Raw genomic sequence first — 21,617 nt, forward strand, 5'->3', positions numbered from 1 at the left:
ACAGCTCGGGCTTGTGCTCGACGATGAGGACGTTGAGCCGGGACACCCTGTCAGCATGCCAGCTAGACGAGTCCCTGGCGAGCGCCGGCTTCGGGGCCGGCCCCGAACCGGGCGTTGACGGGGATGGTTGCGGATTTTTGCGGGCAGTTGCACTCGAACGGGGCAGGCGCACATGCCTCGGGCCTTTCGCGCATGCGCGAGGGCATGAGCCCCGCGGCGCAGTCTCGCGCGTCGAGCGTGAAAGCCGTGTGCGCGTTGAAGCGCTGCGGTCTCGATCACTCCTGACCCGCGGTGAAATCCGCCAACGAGGCCTCTACGGTCTCGAGGGTGGCATCGCTCGCCTTGGACCCAGCCTTCGCTCTGGTTTGCCCCTCGGTCTTCATTTGGGACAGGTCCCTTCGGGTGGGACAGGTCCCTTCGGGCTTGCTCGGCGAGGGCCACAGCGCGCGTGGGGTCCTCGTTTGCGAGGGCGCGGGCGAGGCCGAAGCGCAGCCGCTCGAGGGCATCGGGGCCCGCCCAGGGCATGGCCTCGAGTCGCTGCACTCGCCGCGCTCGAGGGCCACGTCCCCGAGCGGCCCGAGGTTGACCCCGACGTTGGGTGACGCGGGTCCGAGGGCCTGCTCGAAGAGCGCCTCGGCGAGGGCGTAGCTGGCCTCGACCATGTCGAGGTCGCCGAGCGACTCGAGGGTCACCGCGACGTGGGGGTGATCGGGGCCGAGGGCGGCCGCAGGGCTTGATGACGTAGCTGCCGGCGGGGGCGGTGAAGCGGGTCCCGCCCTCGCCGCCGAGCCGGGCTCGGTGCGCATCGCTGCGATTGTAGGGCTACTGGGGCACGCAGTCGACGGGTCCCCAGGGCGCCCCGATCGCGCCGCAGGGCGGGTCGAAGCCCATCATCGTCGTGACCACCTCGACGGTCCCCGTCTGGATGTCGATGCTGTAGAGGTCGGCGGAGCTCGAGCACGCGTAGAGCACCTCGTTGCCCGGGTGCATCTCGGCGCCGACGGAGCCGAAGTCGAGGCTCAGCCCGACGACGCTCTTTTCCATGCTCGGGTCGCTGCCGTCGAGGACCCGCAGGGTGTCGGACTGGGCCTCGATGAAGTAGAGCTCGTTGACGTCGAGGTTGGACCAGGTCAGGCCGTGGTTGCCGACGTCGAAGGGGAAGCTGGTGACCAGGGTCGTCGAGGCGTCGCTCGGGTCGATCTCCATGAGCGTGTTGGCGTTGGCGTTGACGCCGTACATCACGTCGTTGGCGTTGACGGCGATGCCCGCCACGGATCCGTCGAAGGCCCCGACGAGCTCGGCCTCGCACACGCAGGGGTCGACGATCATCAGGAACTGGTTGCGGACGGCGTAGAGGGTGTTGTCGAGGAAGGCCAGGGAGGTGAAGCGCAGGTTGGGCACCTCCATGGGCAGGGCGACGTCGTCGCAGATGACGTCCATCTGGCCGAGCTGGCCCTCGGACAGGTCGATGCGCAGGAGTCGGACGGCGTCGCCGACGGTGTCCGAGGTCAGCAGCCACTCGCCAAAGATGGGCATGCCGCCGGTGGTGTCGGTCTCGGTGTCGCCGGTGTCGGTGTCGGTGTCGGTGTCCGTGCTGGTGTCGGTGTCGGTCTCGGTGCCCGTGTCGGTGCTGGACTCGGTGCTCGTGTCGGACTCGGTCGAGGACTCCTCGTCTTCGGAGGACGAAGACTCCTCGGAGGCGGACTCCTCCGTGGCCGTCTCGCTGCTCTCGCCCGAGCTGCTCGACTCGGTGTCGCCCCCGCTGGTGCTGGTGTCCTCGCTGCTGCCGACCTCGTCGTCCGTGTCGGCGTTCCCCTCCGCCGGCGATCCGCCGCTGTCGCCACAACCGGAGAGGACCAAGACGAGGGGCAGGCCGAGGGACAGAGCTCTGGTCGCGCGCACCTCGGCAGCTTAGTTCATTGGCGCGGGCGGCGGGACAGGGCCGCCTCGATGGCGACGCCGAGCTGGGCGATGATGCGTTCGGCGATGGCCTCGGCCCGCGCTGGGGTTTGGGTGCCGAGGTGACCGTCGAGGTAGAGGGTGGACAGGCCGTGGACGATGGACCAGGCCAGCAGGGTCAGGTCGCGGTGTTGCTCGCCGTCCAGCTCCGGGGCGAGGGCGCCGATGGCTCGGGGCAGGTGCGCGGCCGCGGCTGCGGTCGCGGCCGCGAGCTGGGGATCGCTGTCTGGCGCCGGGGCGAGCTCGCCGAACATGAGGCGGAACTCGGGCCCGCGCTCGGCGGCGAAGCGCACGTAGGCGACGCCGAGGCGCTGCACGAGCTCGAGATCCCCCGCCTTCGGTGGGGCGAGGGCAGCCTCGACGGCGGACAAGCTCGCGTCGAGCTCGACGAAGGCCGCGTGGGCGAGGGCGACGAGCAGGGCCTGCTTGTCCTTGAAGTGGCGGTAGGGCGCCGCGGTGCTGACCCCGGCTCGACGCGCGGCGGCGCGCAGGGACAGGCCGCCAGCCCCCGACTCGGCGAGGAGCTCGCGGGAGGCCGTGAGCAAGGCCTCTCGGAGCTGGCCGTGGTGGTAGCGCGTCGCCACCTCCGAGGGGTTGCACATCGGGGCGAAGTAAGCAATGCTCACATATAAGTTAGCGCTGCTCACATCGGGCGCGCAACCTCGGAACCGACCCCAGAAAGAGCGCGAGCAGGACATGGCACAGACCAAGGCAGTGGTGATCGGAACTGGCGCGGGGGGCCTGACGGCCGCCGCGACCCTGGCCAAGGGCGGCATGGAGGTGATCGCCCTCGAGCGCGCCAAGCAGCTCGGCGGCTTCCTCAACCCCTTCAAGCGCCGCAAGTACCACTTCGATCCCGGGGTCCACTACGTCGGCCAGGCCTTCGAGGGCGGGCAGCTCCACCGCGTGCTCCGGCGCTTCGACCTCGACGCCACGGAGCTGTTTTGCGAGATGGACCCGGACGGCTTCGACGTCATCCGCTTCCCCGGCTTCGAGATGCGCGTGCCCAAGGGCGTCGACCGCTTCCGCGGGCGGATGATCGAGGCCTTCCCCGAGGACGCCGGAGAGCTCAACGCTTTTTTTGATCAGCTCGTCCAGGTGCGCGAGCTGACCTTGCTGCCGGGCGCCAAGGCCTCGATGGCCGCGAAGCTGGGCGCGCTGCGTGGCCTGGGCGCGTGCGGCAAGTGGTACCTGCAGACCTTCGGGCAGCTGCTCGAGCGGAGCTTTCGCAATCCCCAAGTGCGGGCCGTGCTCGGGGCCCAGTGCGGCGACTACGGCGTCCCGCCTGCCCAGGCGCCGGCGCTGCTCGGGGTCATGCTCATCCTCCACTTCCTCGACGGCTCCTACTTCCCGCGCGGTGGCAGCGGGGGCCTGCGCGACGCCCTGGTCGAGCGCGGGCGCGGCTACGGGGCCAGCTACCGGCGCCGGGCCGAGGTCGCGTCCATCGAGGTCGACGACGGCCGCGTGCGCGGGGTGACCCTCGCCGACGGCGAGTTCATCGAGGCCGACGTGGTCGTCTCGGCCATCGATCCCTCGCTGACCTACGGGCAGCTCATCGACGCCGCGCACCTGCCCCGGCGGATCGTCGCCAAGGCCCGCGAGACCACGCCCTCGGTCGCGAGCCTGTGCGTGTTCCTGGGCCTCGAGCGGGACCTTCGCAACCACGGCCTGGGCGCCTTCAACGTGTGGGACTACCCGACCTGGGACGTCGACGCGGCCTTCCGCCCGGCCTGCGAGGGTCGCCTGCCCGAGGACCACGCCTTCTTCCTGTCGCCCAACTCGCTCAAGGACGACACGGGCACCATGGCGCCCGAGGGCTGCTCGACCCTCGAGATCGTCACCCTCGCCGCCCACGAGCCCTTCGCCCGCTGGGCCGACGAGCCCGTGCTCCGGCGCAGCGAGGCCTACGAGGACTTCAAGGCCCGGACCGCCGCGGGGCTCATGGCCGCGGTCGAGCGGCGCTGGCCCGGGCTGGTCGGGGACGTGGCCGTCGAGGACGTGGCCACGCCGGTGACCAACCAGCACTTCGTGGGCTCGCCCGCCGGGTCCATCTACGGGCCCATGGCGACCCGGGATCAGTGGGGCCACAAGGCCTACCGGACCACGGGCCCCGTCGCTGGCCTGTTCCACGCGGGCGCGGGCGTGCTCGGCCCGGGCGTGGTGCCCTGCCTGGCCTCTGGGGTCACGGCGGGCAAGGCCGCGCTGGCGAGCACCGCGGTCCGGCGCTCGGTGTTTGGCGCCCTGCCCAGCGGCATCGACCAGCTGTCGCGCCTGGGCCGTCGGACCCGCTCGCTCGCTGGTTTCTAGTCGTTGCGGGCAAAGAAGGCCGAGGTGGGCGGAGGGGGCGGTCCCTGGCATGGGATCAGGTTGACGCGCCGACCGAGCGGGGGCCCCGGACCGCTGGCGCCATGGACCGGACAGATCGCGCCTCGTTGTCGGAGCCGCCCGCGGGGCCTACAGTCCGGCCCATGAGCGAGCGGCGAGAGCAGTTCGAGCGCGACGGCTTCTTGGTGCTGCCGGAGTTCGTGTCGGCCGAGGCCTGCGCGGGGTTGCGCCGGGCCATCGAAGGGCTGCTCGCCGAGGCCGACCTCGAGGCGCTCTCGACGGTGTTCGATACCGACGGCCAGGGACACGACGAGGACGACTACTTCCTGGACTCGGGGGCGGAGGTGCGCTTTTTCCTCGAGCCCGAGCGCGACGGCGGAGCCAAGCGGGTCAACAAGATCGGCCACGGCATGCACGACCGCATCCCCGAGTTTGACCGTTTTTCGCGGAGCCCTGCGTTGGCGTCGCTGGTCCGGGAGCTCGGGGTCGCCGAGCCCTTGCTGCTCCAGTCCATGGTCATCTTCAAGCCGCCGCGGGTCGGGGCCGACGTCCCGCCCCATCAGGACGCGACCTTCCTCTACACCGAGCCCGTGTCCGTGATCGGCTTTTGGTTCGCGCTCGAGGACGCCAGCGTGGACAACGGTTGCCTGCGGGTCCTGCCCGGCGCCCACCGGCCTCCGCTGGGGGGCTTGCGGCAGCGTCACCACCGGCGCGGGCGCGAGACCTGGACCGAGACCCTCGACGAGCGACCGTGGCCCGAGGCGGGCTGGCTGCCCCTCGAGGTGTCGGCCGGGACGCTGGTCGTGTTCGACGGCCTCATGCCCCATCGGAGCTCGGCCAATCGCTCGGAGCGCTCGCGCTGGGCCTACACGATCCACACCATCGATGGGGCGGCGCACTACGCCGAGGACAACTGGCTGCAACGCCCCGCGGACGCGCCTCTGCGCGGCTTTTGAACTCAGGGACTGACGCGATTCGAGTCTCTACCGATTTTGGCCGTCATCGACGAGCCACGTCCCACGGTCGGCGACGGTGAACAATCCACGCCCCCGCGCGCGGGGGCGACCACCAGCCTTCTCGAAGGCACGAGCTCCATTGCCCACCAAGCCAAAGCGGAGGAGCGGATAGCGACGAAGCGCCCCCGGTCCTCAGATGCCTGTGGGGGTAGAGCAGAGCTCAGAGCTCAGAGCGAAGCGAGGGCCGTCGCCGCGTCGGGAGCCGTCTTGGCCCGGGCGATCCACCGCTCGAGTCGGCCGGTATCCGTGCAGGCCTGGATGCGATCGGAGAGTGTCTCCGCGACGGGGAACCCGCGCAGCTCGAAGATCGTGCGCAGGACCTCGCGCTTGCCTTCGAGTTTTCCCTTGGCGATCCCGTTGTGATAGGCGCCGCTGCGGAGTTCGGCCTCGGTCAGTTCGTAGCGTTCTCGCATGGTCAGTTCTCCCAGGATCCTCGCCCGCTCCGTTTCGGAGAGGACGCTCACCAGGCTGGAGGCGTAGCGCCACCGCCGTTCGTCTGCAAAGGCCAGGGCCGCACGCATGCCGACGACAAAGACCTCTGAGTCCCCGTGCGCGCCGTGAATCATCGCCGAGAGCATGGCGAAGTGGGGCCGCTCGCGGGCGAGGGTGTCGGACACCACCCGCGGCATGTTTTGTCGGTCCAAGACCAGCAAAGTCTCCCGGGGCGGGCGCTCCAGCTCATTGAGCTTGCGCGCCCACCGAGCGACGGTGTCGTTGAGCGGGATGATCAGCACGTTCGTTGCTCGCTCGAGGCGCTCGGCGAGGAGGGCCCAGTAGACCCAGATGCGAAAGCGCTTTTGACGGTCGACGCGACCTTGGACCTCGATGAGCAGGGCCGCGCCCTCGGGAGCGGCCCGAGAATGGGCCAGCTCATCGTGTTCCAGGGCGCGCGGATCGACCTCGGCGGACAGGGCGAGGTCTGGCCGCAGCTCTCCGGTGTCGCCGAGGCAGGGGGCGAAGCGGTCGAGCTCCCCGCGGCGCTCGGCGAAGGCCGTCAGCTGGGGGAGCTCGAGGCCAAACACGGACTCGAGCAGGTCGAAGGCCAGCCGCGGTTGATCGCGGAAGATCCAGATCAGTCCCTGGTGATGGCTGGAAGGCATCGCCAGAACGAAGAGCAAAGGGCGTGCCGCCCAAATCCTCCATGATCTCGAGGGAGCTCCCGTCCGCGCCGGCCTGCGCTCGGGACAGCTGGCCCGTGCTCGGGACGCTCAGGCGTTGGTCGAATCGGCCGGGCGCAGACCCGCGAGGGTGCGCGAAGCCAGGAGCACCTGAACGGCCCGGATGCGCTCGCCGCTCGGGTCGAGCTCGATGCGCATCAGCGCCCGGGGGGCCGTGTTGATCTCCCGATCGTGGAACTCGCCGAGCAGCGCCGGCTCGCCGTTGACGGGGCGCAGGGTCATGGACTTGGGCGGCGGCGAGTGGCGGGAGATGCCGCGCAGCAGGGCGCTGGCAGCCGCGGCGCCCCGGACGATCTTGCGCGCCGCGGTGTACTCCCCGCCCGCGTCGGTGGTCACCACGACCTCGGCGGTGAACAGGCGCTCGAGGGCTTCGGCGTCGTCGCTGGCGACGGCGACCATCAGGCGCTGGAGCAGGTCGAGGGTGCGGGCGTCGGCCTCGTCGACGCGCTCGCGGGGGTGGAACTCGGCCCGGGCGGCGTCGAGGGTCTTGCGCGCCCGGTGGAGCACGACGCGGACGTTGGCCGGGGTCAGCCCGAGGATGTCGGCGACCTCGGGGCCGGAGTAGCCGAGCACGTCGCGGAGCAAGAGGACCGCGCGGGGTCGGGGCTCGAGGGCCTCGAGGGCCAACAAGAAGGCATGGCGGGCGCTCTCGAGCTGGCCGTAGCGGACCTCGACGTCGCCCGCGGGCGCGGGGCCGTGCTCGGTGCGGGTCCAGCCGGCGACCTCGACGAGCTCTTCCACCGGAGCCGGGAGCCACGGGCCGTCGTAGGCCCGCTGCTTGCGCTTGCGCAGCAGATCGATGCCGAGGTTGGTGGCCACCCGGGTCAGCCACGGACGCAGCGCCCGCTCGAGGTCTTGGGGCGGGCGGGCCAGGGCGCGCTCGAAGGTCGCCTGGACCAGGTCGTCGGCGTCCTGAACGTCGCCCATGAGCCGATAGCCCACGGCCCACAGGTACTTGCGGTGGGTCGCGAGCTGCTCGCTCCAGCGGGGCGGGGTGGTCTGCGGGCGAGAGGGTGGCGTGGACATGGCGCGGGTCGGCACGACGATGCCACGGGTGGGCGCCGCGGAGCGTTTCAAACCCTCCGCAGCGGCGTGCGCGAACCGCGACGGCTCTCAGAGGAGCGGCCAGAACAAGTCCTGTCCGCCCCTCTGTCTATTTTAACCGTCGTGGACGACGCCACGCCCTCCCTGCCCCACGTCCACGACTCAGAGGGTCGGCCAAAACGAGTTCTGGCCAACCCTCTGACTATTTTAGCCGTCGTGGACGACGCCACGCCCTCCCTGCCCCACGTCCACGACTCAGGGACTGTGAAATTTTCACAGTCCCTGTCTGTTTTAGCCGTCGTGGACGACGCCACGCCCTCCCTGCCCCACGTCCACGACTCAGGGACTGTCAACGAATCCACGCCCCCGCTCGCGGGGGCGACCACCAGCCTTCTCGAAGGCACGAACCCCATTGCCCACCAAGCCAAAGCGGAGGAGCGGATAGCGACGAAGCGCCCCCGGTCCTCAGATGCCTGTGGGGGCAGAGCAGAACTCAGGGACTGTGAAATTTTCACAGTCCCTGTCTGTTTTAGCCGTCGTGGACGACGCCACGCCCTCCCTGCCCCACGTCCACGACTCAGGGACTGTCAACGAATCCACGCCCCCGCTCGCGGGGGCGACCACCAGCCTTCTCGAAGGCACGAACCCCATTGCCCACCAAGCCAAAGCGGAGGAGCGGATAGCGACGAAGCGCCCCCGGTCCTCAGATGCCTGTGGGGGCAGAGCAGAACTCAGAAGACCAGCTGGATGCCCCCCTGGACGCCGACCTCGAGGTTGCCGAAGCGATCGTCGAAGGCGTAGCTGACGTCGCCGCGGACATAGGGGGACAGGCGCGGGGCGAAGGGCATGGGGAAGCGCAGGCCGAGGCCGGCCTGGACGGCGGGCCGGTGGACGAGGTCCGTGCGGCTGTCGAACTCGAACTGGCCGCCGCCGCCGACGTTGCCGTTCACCGTGCACCCGCCGCAGCTTTGCTCGTAGGACCCGTCGAAGCTCCCGTCGAACTGGCCGCGGAAGTCGGTCTCGACGATGTGGCGGTAGCCCACGAAGTAGCTCGGGCGCACCCACTTGGTCTTGCGCAGCTCGTGGTGCAGGCCCAAGAAGCCCGAGACGTTGGCGCCGAAGGGCTCCGCGTGGGCGCCCCCGGCGAACTCGCCGTGGATGTAGAGGCCCCGGACCAGGCGCACGCCGAGGCCGAGCTGGAGCGCGGCACCGCCAGCGATGTTCGTCGTCACGGTCCTGCCGGGCCCGGACTCGAAGGTGGTCACGCCGCCGGTGCGGGCGTAGGCGCGGGCGCCCAGGTGGACCGCGACGCGCTTTTCATCCAGCTGGGCGAGGCGCTCGGCCGGGTGGGGCCGGGACTTCTTGGGCTTCTTCGTGTCCGCCGTGGCTTCGGCGCTGGCCTCGACGGAGACGGTCGCCGAGCCCTCTGCGCTGGCGGTGGGCTGGGTGGTCAGGGCCTGGGGCGAGAGCAGGGTCGAGGCGAGGGCGGTGGCGAGGGCCGGGAGCATGACCCTCGAACACCGGCCGCGCCCGGATGTGTCACTGCTCGGGCGCCATCCAATGATCGTTGCAACGTGCAGCAGCCTCGGTCTGCACGACCTCGGTGCTGCCCGGCCCGAACACCTTGTAGCGGCCCTTCCAGCCCTTTTGGGTCAACATCTCCACGCCCTCGATGAGCCGGTCGACGTCCTCGACGGTGTTGTAGATCCCGAACGAGGCCCGGACCGCGCCGGGGGTGGCGTCGCGCTCGGCCGTGTAGCCGCCCTGATGGGCGAGCAGGTGGTCGACGTAGACGTGGGCGCAAAAGCGGCCGTTGCGGCAGGCGATGCCGCGCTCTTCGCTGAGGACGGCGGCGGCGAGCAGGTCGGACACGCCGGCGACGTTGAAGGTCAGCACGCCCAGGCGCGCGTCGGGGTCCTCGGGCCCGTACACGGTCACGCCCTCGATGGCCTTCATGCCGGCCATGGCCCGGCGGGTCAGCTCCATCTCGTGCTCGCGCACGCGCTGCATGCCGATCTTGTCGAGGAACTTGATGGCCTCGGCCAGGGCGATCACCCCGCCGATGTTGGGCGTGCCGCCCTGGTGGCGATCGGGGGAGGGGACGAACTCGGCCGAGCGCTTGGACACGCGGCTCGCCGTGCCCCCGCCCGGGAGGTAGGGCGGCGCCTGGTCCATGAGCCAGCGCGGCCCATAGAGGAAGGAGGAGCCGAAGGGCGAGTAGGCCTTGTGGCCCGCGGCGGCGATGAAGTCGATGTGCTCCGGGTCGTCCATGTCGCGCACGTCGATGCGCTTGTGGGCGAGGAGCTGGGCGCAGTCGAGGGCGATCAGGGCCCCGTGCTCGTGGGCCATGCGCGCGAGGGCGTGGATGTCGGGCATCCAGCCGGTGACGTTGCTGGCCCCGGTCACCGCCACGAGCTTGACCTGGTTGCTGCGCAGCAGGTCGCGGACGTGGTCCATGTCGAGGCTGCCGTCCTCGCGGGCGCGGGCGCGGAGCACCGGGCCGCGCTTGCGGTAGGGCAGGTCGTTGGAGTGGTGCTCGAGCTCGGTGACGATGACCTTGCCGGGCAGGGGGTCGACGACGTGGGCGACCAGGTCGATGGCCTGGGTGGTGTTGCCCAGGAACACGACGGCGCCGCGGTCGAGGTCCCCCCCGATGAAGCTGGAGACGGTCGTGTAGCACTCGTCGAAGGTCTTGGTGGCCGTGCGCGAGAGCAGGTGCGTGCCGCGGTGGATGTTCGCGTACTCGTCGGCCATGAAGCGGGTGTAGCGATCCAGGACGCAGCGCGGCGCGTGGGTGGACGCGGCGTGGTCGAGGTAGAGGATCGTGGTCTCACGGCCATCGAAGAGGGGGACCTTGCGGCACGCGATGGGGAACTCCGCGCAGACTTGATCCCAGTCGAACAGGGGGGAGGAACCGTCGGCCATGGCTCGGTCTTACCAGGTCATTCGCCGTAGATCAGCGCGGGGGAATTGCGCGGCAGGGCGCGCGGACTGCTCAGTCGAGCAGAACACTGTACAGAAACACTCCGGGGCAGCCTCCCAGGTGCGTATTTTTTGGGGATCGCGTGAACGGGGGTTAGGGCTGGAGAGCGCCGCAGACCGAGATCCGCGCCCTCAGACCATGTCCAGCTCCGCCAATCGCCGCCGCCAACGAGCCCCCCGACGCGCTTCGGGCCCCAACCGGGGGCGTGCGGCAGCTCGCAGCAAGCAGCGCACGGGCGGGGCCGCTCGGACCGGCAAGCAGCCCCGGGTGGGCAAGGGAGTGCGCGGTGCGAACCGCAAGCTCGGCGCGCCCGCCGAGAGCCCGCGGCAGCAGGTGGCGGACGGCGCGGACACAGGCGAGGGCATGGGCGCTCGCCTGCGCGCCCGCAAGCAGGCCTGGTCGGAGCGCCGCGCGGCCAAGCACAGCGCCCGCGCCGAAGGCCTCGCGCTCCAGGGCGACGACCAGCGCCCCAACTGGCCGCGCCGCCTGGCGACCGCCAGCTTGCGCCTGGGCACCGTCGGCGCCCTCGCCTGGGGCCTCGCGTTCGCGGGCCAGGAGGTCTACGACTACTCGACCACCTCGGCGCGCTTCGAGACCAAGCACTTCATCTTCGAGCCCACGGAGCACGTCGACGACGACACGCTGCGCGAGCTGCTGGCCATCGAGGCCGGGACCAACATCCTCGCCCTCGAGCCCGTCGAGCTCGGCGAGCGGATCCTCGAGCACCCCTGGGTCGCCCAGGCCACCGTCGTCCGCGAGCTCCCCGACACCCTCGAGATCACCGTGGTCGAGCACGAGCCCGCGGCCATCGTGCTGGCCGAGCGCTTTTGGCTGGTCGACGCCGCCGGGGCGCCCTTCAAGGAGGTCGAGCGGGGCGAGCGGGGCGAGCTGCCGATCATCACGGGCATCTCCAAGGCCGAGCTGGCCGCCGCGGCCGAGCGCGCCGACGCCCTGGCATCGCAGGCGCGAGCGGCCGAGCAGGCCGGCGCCGTCGAAGCTTCGGCCGAGGCCGAGGCCGAGGCTCAGGTTGATCCGAAGGAGCCGAGCGTCGAGCTGGGCACCGACGCCGTCGCCCGGGCCATGGCCGTGGTCGAGCTCTACGCCGCCAAGCAGCGCCCGCGCCTGGGCGAGGTGCACCTCGACTCCGACGGCTCCGTGACCCTCTACACCGCCGAGAGCGGCACCCAGCTCCGCCTCGGGCGCGACGAGTTCGACGCCCGGCTCGAGCGCTGGGACGCCCTGCGCGTGGCCCTGGGCCCCCGCGCCGACGCCCTCGCCGTGGTCCACCTCGACCACGAGAGCAAGCCCGATCGCCGCGACCGCGTCGTCGCGCGCTTCGCCGACGCGAAGGACGAGGCCGTGCTCTTGGCTCAGGCCAACGACTCCCAAGAAGACTCCAGCCGGAGCAGCCGCGGATCGGGTCGATCCGCCAGCTCCGATCAGGCCAGCGCAGCGGATCCCGCCGAGCGCCCGGCCGCCCGCGCCGGTCGGCGCGATCGAATCCCCCGCTACGAATGACGAAGAGGATCCAAGCATGGCTCAAGTCGGAGAAGTGATCGTCGGGCTCGACATCGGCACGACCAAGGTGGCCGCGGTGATCGGCGAGGTGACCTCGTCGGGCATCGACGTCATCGGCGTCGGCACCTCGCCCTCGGAGGGGCTGCGCCAGGGCGTGGTCGTCAACATCGAGGCCACGACCAACAGCATCGCCGCCGCCATCCAGGAGGCGGAGCAGATGGCCGCGGTCGACGTGCAGTCGGTCTACGTCGGCATCGCCGGCGGGCACATCCGCGGCTTCACCAGCCTCGGCCAGGTCAGCATGCGCAACCGCGAGGTGACCGAGGCCGACGTGGCCCGGGTCATCGAGCAGGCCAAGGCCGTCAACATCCCCCTGGATCGCCAGATCATCCACACCCTGCCCCTCGAGTACATGATCGACGGTCAGGGCCAGATCCGCGATCCCATCGGCATGTCCGGGGTGCGCATGGAGGTCCGCGCGCACATCATCACCGCCGCGGTCACCTCGGTCCAGAACATCGTCAAGTGCTGCAACCGCGCTGGCCTCGACGTCGTCGAGGTCGTGCTCGAGCCCGTCGCCTCGGCCAACGCCGTGCTCCACGACGACGAGCGCGACCTGGGCGTGGTGCTCATCGACATGGGCGGCGGGACCTCGGACCTTGCCATCTACTCCGAGGGCTCCAACGTCTACACCTCGGTCATCGTCATGGGCGGCCACCGGGTCACCCAGGACATCGCCCACGGCCTGCGCACCAGCGTCCACGAGTCCGAGCTGATCAAGCGCCAGCACGGCTGCGCGCTGGTCTCGATGATCGAGCAAGACGAGATCATCCAGGTCCCCGGCGTCGGCCCGCGCCCGCCCCGGGAGTTCCAGCGCCGCTTCCTCGCCGAGGTCATCGAGCCGCGGGTGGAAGAGATCCTCGAGCTCGCCCGCCAGGAGCTCATCGCCTCGGGCTTCCTCGAGCTCGCCGCCTCCGGCGTGGTCCTGACCGGCGGCGCCTCGCAGATGGTCGGCATGATGGAGATCGCCGAGGACATCTTCCAGATGCCCGTGCGCCAGGGGACGCCCGTCTACGCCACCGGCAACGGCCGCGAGATCGGCCTGACCGAGGGCGGCTTCGCCAGCGTCATCCAGGACGGCAAGTTCGCCACGGGCGTGGGGCTGGTGCTCTACGGCGCCCGCAACGAGCCGGTCGAGATGGACTTCGACGTCGCGCCGATGAGCCAGCGCTCGGTGATGGGCGGCGGCCAGAGCCTCCCCCGCCGGTGGTTCGAGCGCGTGCGCGAGATGTTTTAGGCCTTTGGGCTTTACCCCCGCCGGCGGCGGAGGACCGGGGACGCTTTGTCGCTCCGCTCCTCCGCTTTGTGCGTGGGGCAATGGGGCCTGGGTGTAGGTGCGGTGGTCGCCCCCGGTGGGGCTTCTTCGTACACTGCGGGCCGTGACGGATCTGCTGCCCGAAGTCGGTGAGCGCGAATGGGTGATCGAGGCGCTCGCCGACATCGCTAGACAAAGCGGCCGCGATCCCCTCGTCGCTGCGCCCGTGCTGCTCCCGGTGGCCGAGTTCTTTCCCGACACCTGGACCCCCGACGCCCGCGGCGTCCACCGCCTCGCCCGGCGTCTGCACGTCTACGCCGGCCTCGACGAGCTCGACGTCGACGTGCGCATCTTCGAGGAGGAGCGAGCTTCGCCCGATGTCAGTTCCAACTCGGTCAAGCACGAGGGGGCGGCTGCCTACTTTGCCGGGATCGTCGACGAGGTCTGCCTCTACGGTGTCAACGCGGACCGCCTCGACGACGGACTCGGCGTGACGGCGACCATGGCTCACGAGGTCGCCCACGCGTTTCGGACCCGCTTTGGCCTTGCGATCTTGGACCCCGAGCGCGTCGACGAAGAAGAGCGGCTGACCGATCTGACCACGGTCTACCTCGGCTTCGGCGTGCTCACGACCAACGCCACGGCCCGCCACCGGTCGACCGCGGCGGATGGTGGCCTGATCGCTGGTCACCAGTGGAGCTTCACCTCGCTCGGCTACCTGTCCCCGGCGACGATGGCCTTTGCCCTCGCGGTCGTCGCCGTCGCTCGTGACCTCGACGGCGCGACGCTCCGGACCGTGGCGGGGGAGCTCGAGCCCAACCAGGCGGCGAGCTTTCGCCGGGGGATCAAGTGGCTGCGCCGTTGTTTTCCCGATCTGTGCGCCCGCCTCGGCTTGCCCGAGGACCCCGAAGAGTGGCCCGAGCCGTGGCTGCTCGACGAACTCACCCGGCCCCTCGGCGACACCGAGGAGGAGGTGGTGGAGGGCGACGGGCAGAACACCGAGGACCAACGTGATGTCGAGCCGTGGAACGAGGGCCGCCCGGTGTTCCGCGTCCTGCCTGGACACCAGCGGGGCGAAGCGTTGTTCCTAGGGATTGCGAGTTTCGTGATCGGTACGCTGGCCAGCTTCATTCATGGCTTGCTCGGGCTGGCGAGCGCGGCTATCGCGTTCTTCTTTGGTCGCGAGTTGGTCCGTCGCCTTGGTTCGCTGCGCTGCTCGGACTCCGAGTGCCGTGAGCGGATATCTCGCCAAACCTCGACTTGCCCGAACTGCGGCGGAGTGTTCGTTGGGAACATTCGCCACCCAGACGAGCGCCTCGCTGCCGAAGAGGCGCGCGATCGAGGGAGCAGAGCGGATCTCGAAGGTTGAACTGTGCAGTCTCGGCAATGCCATCCCGCCCAGCGCTCGATCCTCGTTGATCGTTGCTCCGCCCATGTTTTGCCTGTTCATGACGCGAGGGTTGCTCGAACGGTGGCGGCGTCTTTTCCGCCATCTTTCGTTTGCTGTCATGGCTGTTAGCATCAGTGCCTGGATTACGGGCTCATGACTGTCTTTCGTTCTCGCCGACATCCGCACTTCGTCCTCTCTCACCGCCTCGACCTCGCCGTCGCCGTGCTCGCGACGCTGGGCCTGAGCGCCTGCGGCCCCGACTCCGAGGAGGGCGGGGCCGATGAAGTTGGGGAGGAGGAGACGCCCGAGGGTCCGGAAGAAGACGCGGACCAGGGCGAGGACGCGGACCAGGGCGAGGACGCCGACGAGGACGAGGACGGGGAGAGCAGCGGCGAGTCGGACGACGCCGAGGACGACGACGACAGCTCCAGCGGGGGCGGGGGCGGGGAGGGGCAAAACTGGCCCAAGTTCGACACCCTCACCCAGCCCGACGGCGGGGACGGCTGCGGCGAGGGGGACAACGACGCGACCTTGTCGGGGACGGTGTTCGCCCCCAACGGCACCATCCCGTCGCCGGGCGCCCTCGTCTACGTGACCGGGGTCGAGCCCGAGGGCGTCCCGGACCACGTCTACTGCGAAGAGTGCGTCGAGCTGCCGTGCGGGACCAAGTCGACGGAGACCGACGTCAACGGGGCCTTCAGCCTGCCGGTGAGCTCGGGCCCGGGCCAGTTCCTGGTCGTGCAAAAGGGCCAGTTCATGCGCATCACGCCCATCGACATCCCCGCGGGCGACACCGACTTGCCCGACGAGGACGTCGAGCTGCCGGGGGAGTGGAGCCCGGACGACGGCCTCTACATCCCGAAGATCGCCGTCGCCAACGGGACCTTCGACCGCCTCGAGGACGCCCTGGGCAAGTTCGGCCTCGGCGACACGAGCATCACCAACTTCCAGGAGCGGACCATCGCGGGGACGGAGCAGTTCGACCTCTACAACAACGGCCGCGACCCCGGCACGGACGGCTTCCCCTCGCAAGGGACGATGACCCAGCTCATCTCCGACCCCGACCGCCTCGACGACTACCACATCATCTTCGTGCCCTGCTCCGGCGACACCTACTCCGACGCCATGGGCCCGGCGGAGATCGAGAACATCCGCAGCTGGGTCGAGGCCGGCGGCCGCTGGTACGCCGCCGACTGGTCCAACGAGTTCATGAGCAAGGTCTTCCCCGAGTACCAGACCTTCTACGGCGGCGGGGACGGCGACCTGGGCTCCTACGACTCCCTCGCCGACGTCCTCGACGACGGCCTGCTCGAGTGGCTCGAGTCCATGCCCGAGCCGCTCAAGGACATCAACCCGCTCAACGACGAGCTGCACCCGACCCTCTACGAGCTGCCGAAGGTCATGACCGTCGACAACTGGTCGGGGATCCAATATCCGCTCCCGGAGATCCTCGTCGACGACGGCAACGGCGGGCAGGTCAACATCGGCCACAAGGCCTGGCTCGAGGGGCCGGGCAGCGGCTTCGACATCCCCGCCAACGAGATCCTGCCGCTGACGGTCACGGGTCAGTACGGCTGCGGCAAGATTCAGTTCACCAGCTACCACACCGCGGAGTTCTTCAACTACGTCGGGCTGTCGCCGCAGGAGCTGGTGCTGATCTACACGATCCTCGAGATCGGCGTGTGCCAGGAGAACTACCCGCCGCCCGGCTGAGCCGAGCGCTATTTTGCCCCCACAGTCGTTTGTGGACCGGGGGCGCTTCCTCGCTCCGCTCCTCCGCTTTGGCTTGGTGGGCAATGGAGCTCGTGCCTCGGAGAGGGCATGGGGTCGCCCCCGCTGGCGGGGGCGTCATCTGGCGGGGATGAAGTGCTCCAAAGCTCGAGCTTGTCGTTCCGGTTATCCGCGTCCCGGCGATCTGGTTACCCGCTTGGCCTCGTACCCCTCAGGCGTCGGTCTACCGTGTCTGAGCCGAACGCGGCGCAAACTCAGTCGGCCGCCTCGAACACCATGGGCTTGGCGTTGGTGATGTCGGCGATCTCGCCGGCGCGGACGTCGATGTAGCGCGGCGGGCCGATGGTCCGCGCCGTGTAGGCGTCGAAGTCGACGCGATCGTCGACGCCGATGCGCCCCGCGACGAACTGCAGCCCCGGCGGCGTGGCGATCATGTACTCGACCTCGGTGCCCGGCTCGGGCGCGGGCAGGGGCGCCTTCGACTCGTCTTGGTTCCACTCGATGCGCGCGATCTGAAAGCCCTTGGGCGTCGAGTCCTGGCCGGGGAGGGCGAACAGGTTGGGCATGGGGTTGGGCACGCCCTCGGGCAGGACCATGGTCCCGCGGATGAAGCCGACCTCCATGCTGCTCGAGCTCTCGGTGGGATCGTCGAAGGCGCCCAGGCGGGTGTGGCAGAGGGTACAGCTGCCGTTGCCGACGCGGCCCTCGAAGCGGGGATCGACGAAGCCCTCGGGGGTGCCGAGGGCCCCCTCGAAGCGCGCCCCGAAGGGCTGGAGCTCGCCCGCGGCGATGCCCTCGGCGACGGCCTCGGGCCCGAGGTCGAGGCGCTCTTGGACCTCGTCGCGGAAGGCCCAGCGGTAGGCCTCGTTGCCGCGCAGGGCGGTGTACCAGTGGCGCTTGGCTCGGTCGTGCTCGCCGGCGCGGGCGGCCATGTCGCCCATGAGCGCCTGGGTCCCGGGCATGTTGAAGGGCGCCGAGGCCCAGTCCCCCAGGCGCGAGCCTCGGGCCTGGCTGAGGGCGTCGTCCTCGTACTGCAGCTCGCCAAAGTCGACGAGCAGGCGGTCGTACTCGTCGAGGGCCTCGCGGATCAGGGCCTCGTCCGCGTTGGGGTCGCCGGCGACGGTCAGGGTCACGCCGAACAAGCTGAAGGAGGTGTAGGCGTCCGTCGCCGCGCGCATGGCCTCGTAGCCGGCCTCGGTCCCCGCCTCGTCTCCGGCGCGCATGGCCTCGAGGGTGACCAGGTAGGCGCGCCAGGCCGGGAGCCGGCCGTCTTCGGGGTCGGCGGCGATGGCCGCGGCGAGGCTGTCGATGCCCGGGCCGAGGAGCTCGAAGCGGTCGAGCTCGGCGACGCCGAGCAGGGCCGCCGCGCCCATGCTGCGGTCTCGCTCGAGGCCCGGGGTGGCCTCGTCCTCGAGCCAGGCCCAGGTCCCGTCGAACTCGCGCAGGTCGTAGTTCATGGTCCACACCACCCGCGCCCACGGGTCGTCGGGGTCGCTGGGCATGGGCGGCACCTGCGTGGCCGAGAGCAGGTGCTCGGGGGCGGGGAGGTAGACGGGGTCGGGCTGGGCACAGGCGCTCGCCAGCAGGGCGAACAGGGGCGGGATGAGGCGCGCGCGCGGGTTCATGGCGGGGCGGACTGTAGCCTCAAAGCGCTGGAATTGTCCCCGACCTCCAGGCCGATCCGCGGCACTTTCGCCCATGGGCGGTGGTCCGGGTCACTGCCAGGACCGCCCCACAAGGCCCCGGGCGCGTCTTGGTAGCATTCTCGCCGAGCCGTCGTATGCAAGCCCCATGACCGACCAGATCCAAGACAGCGCGATCCTGGGGGCCTTCGAGCTGGGCTTCCCCTGGCAGACCTTCGATCCCTTCTTGTTCTGCGTCCACCACGACGACGCCTACCCGGCCGGTACGCCCACCCTCGGCCCGCCCAAGGAGACCCTAAAGGGCCGCAACATCGGGATGGACTTCGAGCTGCGCGAGGGCTGGCGCATGTACCACGGCGACGTCGTCCCCGGCTTTCCGCGTCACCCCCACCGCGGCTTCGAGACCGTCACCCTCGCCCGCCACGGCTACATCGATCACTCGGACTCGACGGGGGCCAAGGCCCGCTTTGGCCACGGCGACTGCCAGTGGATGACCGCCGGCAAGGGGGTCGTGCACTCGGAGATGTTCCCCCTGCTCGACCAAGACGGAGACAACCGCGGCGAGCTGTTCCAGATCTGGCTGAACCTCCCGGCCGAGGACAAGATGGTCGAGCCCTACTTCACCATGTTGTGGTCCGAGGGCATCCCGCGCCCGCAGGTCGCCGAGGGGGTGGAGCTCGAGGTCGTGGCGGGGCCGCTGCCCGAGAGGGTCGAGGTCCCGGCAGGCACGCCGAAGGCTCCGCCCGCGCCGCCGCCCAACTCCTGGGCCGCGCGGCCCGAGGCCGAGGTCGCGATCTGGACCATCCGCATGGAGCCCGGCAGCCGCTGGACGCTGCCGGCGGCGAGCCCCGGGCTCAACCGTACGCTCTATTTCTTCCTGGGTGAGTCCGTCGCGCTCGGGGGTCAGCTCCTCGACCGCCACGCCGGCGTGCGGCTGCGCTCTGACCAGTCGGTAGAGCTCGAGGCCAGCTCCGAGGGGCGGGTCGAGCTGCTGATGCTCCAGGGCCGGCCCATCGGGGAGCCCGTCGCCCACCACGGGCCCTTCGTGATGAACACCCAGGCCGAGCTGCGCCAGGCCTTCATCGACTACCGGAGCACCGGCTTTGGCGGGTGGCCGTGGGCCGAGGACGGGCCGGTGCACGGCCCGACGCCGGGGCGCTTCGCCGTGCACTCGGACGGGCGCGAAGAGACCCACGAAGCGGCCGAGTGAGCCGCGGCCAACCAAGAAGAAGGGGAGCCCCGGCGTACCGGGAGCTCCCCTCTCGCTTGGTGACCGCGCGGGCCCTACTTGGCCGAGATGACGATCTCGTCGAGGTAGATGCGGTCGGCGTTGTTGGAGGCGTCGCAGCGGAAGCGCAGGCTCGCGTCCGGGGCGAAGTTGACGTCGCTGGCGCTGATCTCGAAGCCAGCGTCGTAGTAGGTGCTGTTGTTGAAGTCCGTGCCCCGGGCGAGGTCGGCCAGCACCACCCAGCTGCTGCCGTCCCACAGCTCGATGAAGAAGTTCTCGCCGTTCTCCATGCTGTAGGCGTAGAAGCTGAAGTCGAGCTTGAGGTCGCTGTAGCCGCTGAGGTCGAAGTCGTCGGAGAAGACCGAGGAGGCGGTGCCGGAGTTGTCGCGGATCCTCAGGGTGTAGGAGCCGTCGGTGGCGTAGGCGGAGGAGCGAGCCGCGTCGCTGCCGCCGTCGTTGAAGCTGCCCCAGCCAGACTCGAAGCTGTCGTTCGAGAGCTCGGTCCAGTCGCCCGGAGTGGGATCGGGGTCGGGGTCGGGGTCGGGCTCGGGGTCCGGATCGGGGTTCCCGCCGCCGCCCTCACCCTCGGCGTCGATGGTGAAGGTCACCCCCGAGTAGGCCGAGTAGTCGACGATCATCACGTGGTAGTCGCCGTCCAGCGAGGGGTTGAACTCGCAGCTCTCGTTGTTGCCCGAGAGCCAGGGGCGGCAGTCGTAGTCGCTGGTGGTCGGGGCCGAGCCGTACTTGACGTAGAGGTCGGCGTCGCCGCTGCCGCCGGCGATGGCGAAGCGCACCGCGCTGTAGCCGGTCGCGTCGAACACACCGTTGACGATGGTGCCGCCGCCGCCGTTGGGGTAGCTGGTGCCGCCCGACATGTTCGACTCGGTGTAGATGGTCGAGTAGCTCGGCGGGGCCGGGGGCGCGCAGCTGCCCGAGTCGTACATGCAGTCGAGGGCGATCTGGTCCGAGGAGGTCCACACGCCGTCGCTGCTGGTGCTGTAGCACGAGCACATCACCGAGGTGGAGGAGGTGACGTTGGTGGTGGGGGTGCCAGGGATGTGGTTGGCCCCGACCCCGCCGTCGCCCTCGTTGGTGGCGGCGCCGCCACAGCTGATCGAGCGGTTGAAGTAGTCGGTGTGGCGGAAGCCGATGGCGTGGCCGAGCTCGTGGGTCATGACGTGGGCGCCGACGTCAACGCCGTAGTTGGCCGCGATCGGGCCGACGGTGAACTCCTTGTAGGGCTGGCCGCCAGCGGGGAAGCCCGCCACGCCGCCGCCGCTGGTGGAGTCGAACTTGGCCGTGATGGTGTTCGTGGAGTTGCAGCCCGCGCTCCCTTCGGTGTCGGTGCGCTTCATCGTGAACTGCATCTGACCGCCGGCGGCGCTGTAGTTGTAGTCCTTGTAGTTTGCGACCGCCTTGGTGAGGGCTGCGTCCGCGCCGGCCGAGCCGAGCAGCGCGCTGGTCGGACTGACGCAGATCACCCCGCCAATGGTCCCCGGATCGACGACATTGTTCGTGCGGTACTGGCGGAAGGGCTCCTCGCCGAAGTAGTCGACGAGGTCGTCGTAGATGCCGGCCATCTCGCGGGAGGCCTGCAGGGTGACGACGGCGTCCTGGCCGACAAACACCGTTCCATCGGGGAGGACGTCAATCTCGCTGATGGGGTATCCGGCCAGTTCGAGGTTGTGGACGATGAGTTCGGATTCGGTACGCCGGAGCTGAGTATCGTCGACGGAATCGACACAGCTCGTGGCCAATGCAGCCATGATGATCAGAGTTCCAGCAGCGTACAAATTCGACTTCTTCGTCATCTTATCCCTCGTATCTTCCTGAATTTGGACAATGAGCAGCAACTGCGAGGGCCATTCCCTCGCCCGCTCACCATCGGAGTCGGCACTTACCAAGGCTTGGTCCAGTGTTCAAGAGTTAAATTCGATACAGTCTTCTTTGTAGTCGTGCTCAACAGCGTGAGCACCGTATCGGCTCGAAATGTGCTGTCCTTTGGCCGTAAGCATGTCCTTTGGGTCATGTGACGCGTATCGGTGAGCGATTTTGACCCGTGATTTGCGCATTCGACTGTTCGCACTGTTTGTGCGCTGGGTGCGTGAGTGTGAAGAATCTTCCTCCTTCTCGTGGCAGGAATCGCAGTTTCAAAATTGCTGTCGGTATTGGCGATCGGGCTCCAGTTTTGGGGCGCCAAAGCTGCGTACGTCCGATCTGCGCCGATCCATGGGAAGTGCGCGGAGATGGCGCAAGTCCTTCGCATGCGCCACAGCGGGCCTGTGAC

The 21,617-nt window shown here is 69.6% G+C and carries 16 protein-coding genes; 7 read left to right on the forward strand and 9 right to left on the reverse strand.

Translation table 11 applies throughout. The annotated features are described in order from the left end of the window. Positions 1 to 275: 275 nt before the first annotated feature. The 3 genes from PPSIR1_RS20040 to PPSIR1_RS20055 are packed head-to-tail and all read right to left on the reverse strand — an operon-like array spanning position 276 to position 2,585. Complete coding sequence (locus tag PPSIR1_RS20040) at positions 276 to 806, reverse strand: hypothetical protein (protein ID WP_157595746.1); 531 nt, start codon at positions 804 to 806, stop codon at positions 276 to 278. Positions 807 to 822: 16 nt separating this feature from the next. Continuing rightward, complete coding sequence (locus PPSIR1_RS43275; protein WP_006972956.1) at positions 823 to 1,902, reverse strand: NHL repeat-containing protein; 1,080 nt, start codon at positions 1,900 to 1,902, stop codon at positions 823 to 825. A gap of 14 nt (positions 1,903 to 1,916) precedes the next feature. Beyond that, positions 1,917 to 2,585, reverse strand: coding sequence for a TetR/AcrR family transcriptional regulator (locus tag PPSIR1_RS20055; protein WP_198154561.1), 669 nt, complete (start codon positions 2,583 to 2,585; stop codon positions 1,917 to 1,919). 70 nt (positions 2,586 to 2,655) lie between these two features. On the opposite strand from PPSIR1_RS20055, the gene PPSIR1_RS20060 reads away from it, so the two are divergent. Both PPSIR1_RS20060 and PPSIR1_RS20065 read left to right on the forward strand, forming a co-directional pair. After that, complete coding sequence (locus PPSIR1_RS20060) at positions 2,656 to 4,266, forward strand: phytoene desaturase family protein (RefSeq protein WP_198154562.1); 1,611 nt, start codon at positions 2,656 to 2,658, stop codon at positions 4,264 to 4,266. A gap of 161 nt (positions 4,267 to 4,427) precedes the next feature. Further along, positions 4,428 to 5,240: a phytanoyl-CoA dioxygenase family protein gene (locus PPSIR1_RS20065; protein WP_006972959.1), complete on the forward strand. Its 813-nt coding sequence runs from the start codon at positions 4,428 to 4,430 to the stop codon at positions 5,238 to 5,240. A 227-nt stretch (positions 5,241 to 5,467) separates the two neighbouring features. Here PPSIR1_RS20065 and PPSIR1_RS20070 read toward each other — a convergent pair whose 3' ends face one another. From PPSIR1_RS20070 to PPSIR1_RS20085, 4 genes are all read right to left on the reverse strand, one after another. Next, complete coding sequence (locus PPSIR1_RS20070; protein WP_086001530.1) at positions 5,468 to 6,400, reverse strand: hypothetical protein; 933 nt, start codon at positions 6,398 to 6,400, stop codon at positions 5,468 to 5,470. Between the two features lie 108 nt (positions 6,401 to 6,508). Further along, a complete protein-coding gene (locus tag PPSIR1_RS20075; protein ID WP_045116393.1) occupies positions 6,509 to 7,504 on the reverse strand; it encodes a sigma-70 family RNA polymerase sigma factor in 996 nt (331 codons plus the stop codon). A gap of 749 nt (positions 7,505 to 8,253) precedes the next feature. Next, a complete protein-coding gene (locus tag PPSIR1_RS20080) occupies positions 8,254 to 9,030 on the reverse strand; it encodes a hypothetical protein (protein WP_006972962.1) in 777 nt (258 codons plus the stop codon). A 31-nt stretch (positions 9,031 to 9,061) separates the two neighbouring features. Continuing rightward, a complete protein-coding gene (locus PPSIR1_RS20085) occupies positions 9,062 to 10,447 on the reverse strand; it encodes an aminotransferase class V-fold PLP-dependent enzyme (protein WP_006972963.1) in 1,386 nt (461 codons plus the stop codon). A 337-nt stretch (positions 10,448 to 10,784) separates the two neighbouring features. Here PPSIR1_RS20085 and PPSIR1_RS20090 point away from each other — a divergent pair, with 337 nt between their 5' ends. From PPSIR1_RS20090 to PPSIR1_RS43280, 4 genes are all read left to right on the forward strand, one after another. After that, a complete protein-coding gene (locus tag PPSIR1_RS20090; protein WP_045116386.1) occupies positions 10,785 to 12,023 on the forward strand; it encodes a cell division protein FtsQ/DivIB in 1,239 nt (412 codons plus the stop codon). Between the two features lie 16 nt (positions 12,024 to 12,039). Continuing rightward, on the forward strand, positions 12,040 to 13,320 hold the full coding sequence (gene ftsA / locus PPSIR1_RS20095; RefSeq protein ID WP_045116387.1) for a cell division protein FtsA: 1,281 nt from the start codon (positions 12,040 to 12,042) through the stop codon (positions 13,318 to 13,320). A 142-nt stretch (positions 13,321 to 13,462) separates the two neighbouring features. Further along, positions 13,463 to 14,707, forward strand: a complete 1,245-nt coding sequence (locus PPSIR1_RS20100; protein WP_006972966.1) for a hypothetical protein — start codon at positions 13,463 to 13,465, stop codon at positions 14,705 to 14,707. 174 nt (positions 14,708 to 14,881) lie between these two features. After that, positions 14,882 to 16,441: a carboxypeptidase regulatory-like domain-containing protein gene (locus PPSIR1_RS43280; RefSeq protein WP_006972967.1), complete on the forward strand. Its 1,560-nt coding sequence runs from the start codon at positions 14,882 to 14,884 to the stop codon at positions 16,439 to 16,441. Positions 16,442 to 16,713: 272 nt separating this feature from the next. Here the strand turns inward: PPSIR1_RS43280 and PPSIR1_RS20110 are convergent, their stop codons facing one another. Next, positions 16,714 to 18,084 (reverse strand): hypothetical protein, encoded by a 1,371-nt coding sequence (locus PPSIR1_RS20110; protein ID WP_006972968.1) that lies wholly within the window; start codon positions 18,082 to 18,084, stop codon positions 16,714 to 16,716. A 166-nt stretch (positions 18,085 to 18,250) separates the two neighbouring features. Here PPSIR1_RS20110 and PPSIR1_RS20115 point away from each other — a divergent pair, with 166 nt between their 5' ends. Then, positions 18,251 to 19,312 carry a pirin family protein gene (locus PPSIR1_RS20115; protein ID WP_006972969.1) on the forward strand — a complete coding sequence of 354 codons (1,062 nt, stop codon included), beginning with the start codon at positions 18,251 to 18,253 and terminating at the stop codon, positions 19,310 to 19,312. A 74-nt stretch (positions 19,313 to 19,386) separates the two neighbouring features. Here PPSIR1_RS20115 and PPSIR1_RS50250 read toward each other — a convergent pair whose 3' ends face one another. Continuing rightward, positions 19,387 to 20,958, reverse strand: coding sequence for a M57 family metalloprotease (locus PPSIR1_RS50250; RefSeq protein WP_006972970.1), 1,572 nt, complete (start codon positions 20,956 to 20,958; stop codon positions 19,387 to 19,389). Positions 20,959 to 21,617 lie beyond the last annotated feature (659 nt).

Source organism: Plesiocystis pacifica SIR-1, from assembly GCF_000170895.1.
GTDB lineage: Bacteria > Myxococcota_A > Polyangia > Nannocystales > Nannocystaceae > Plesiocystis > Plesiocystis pacifica.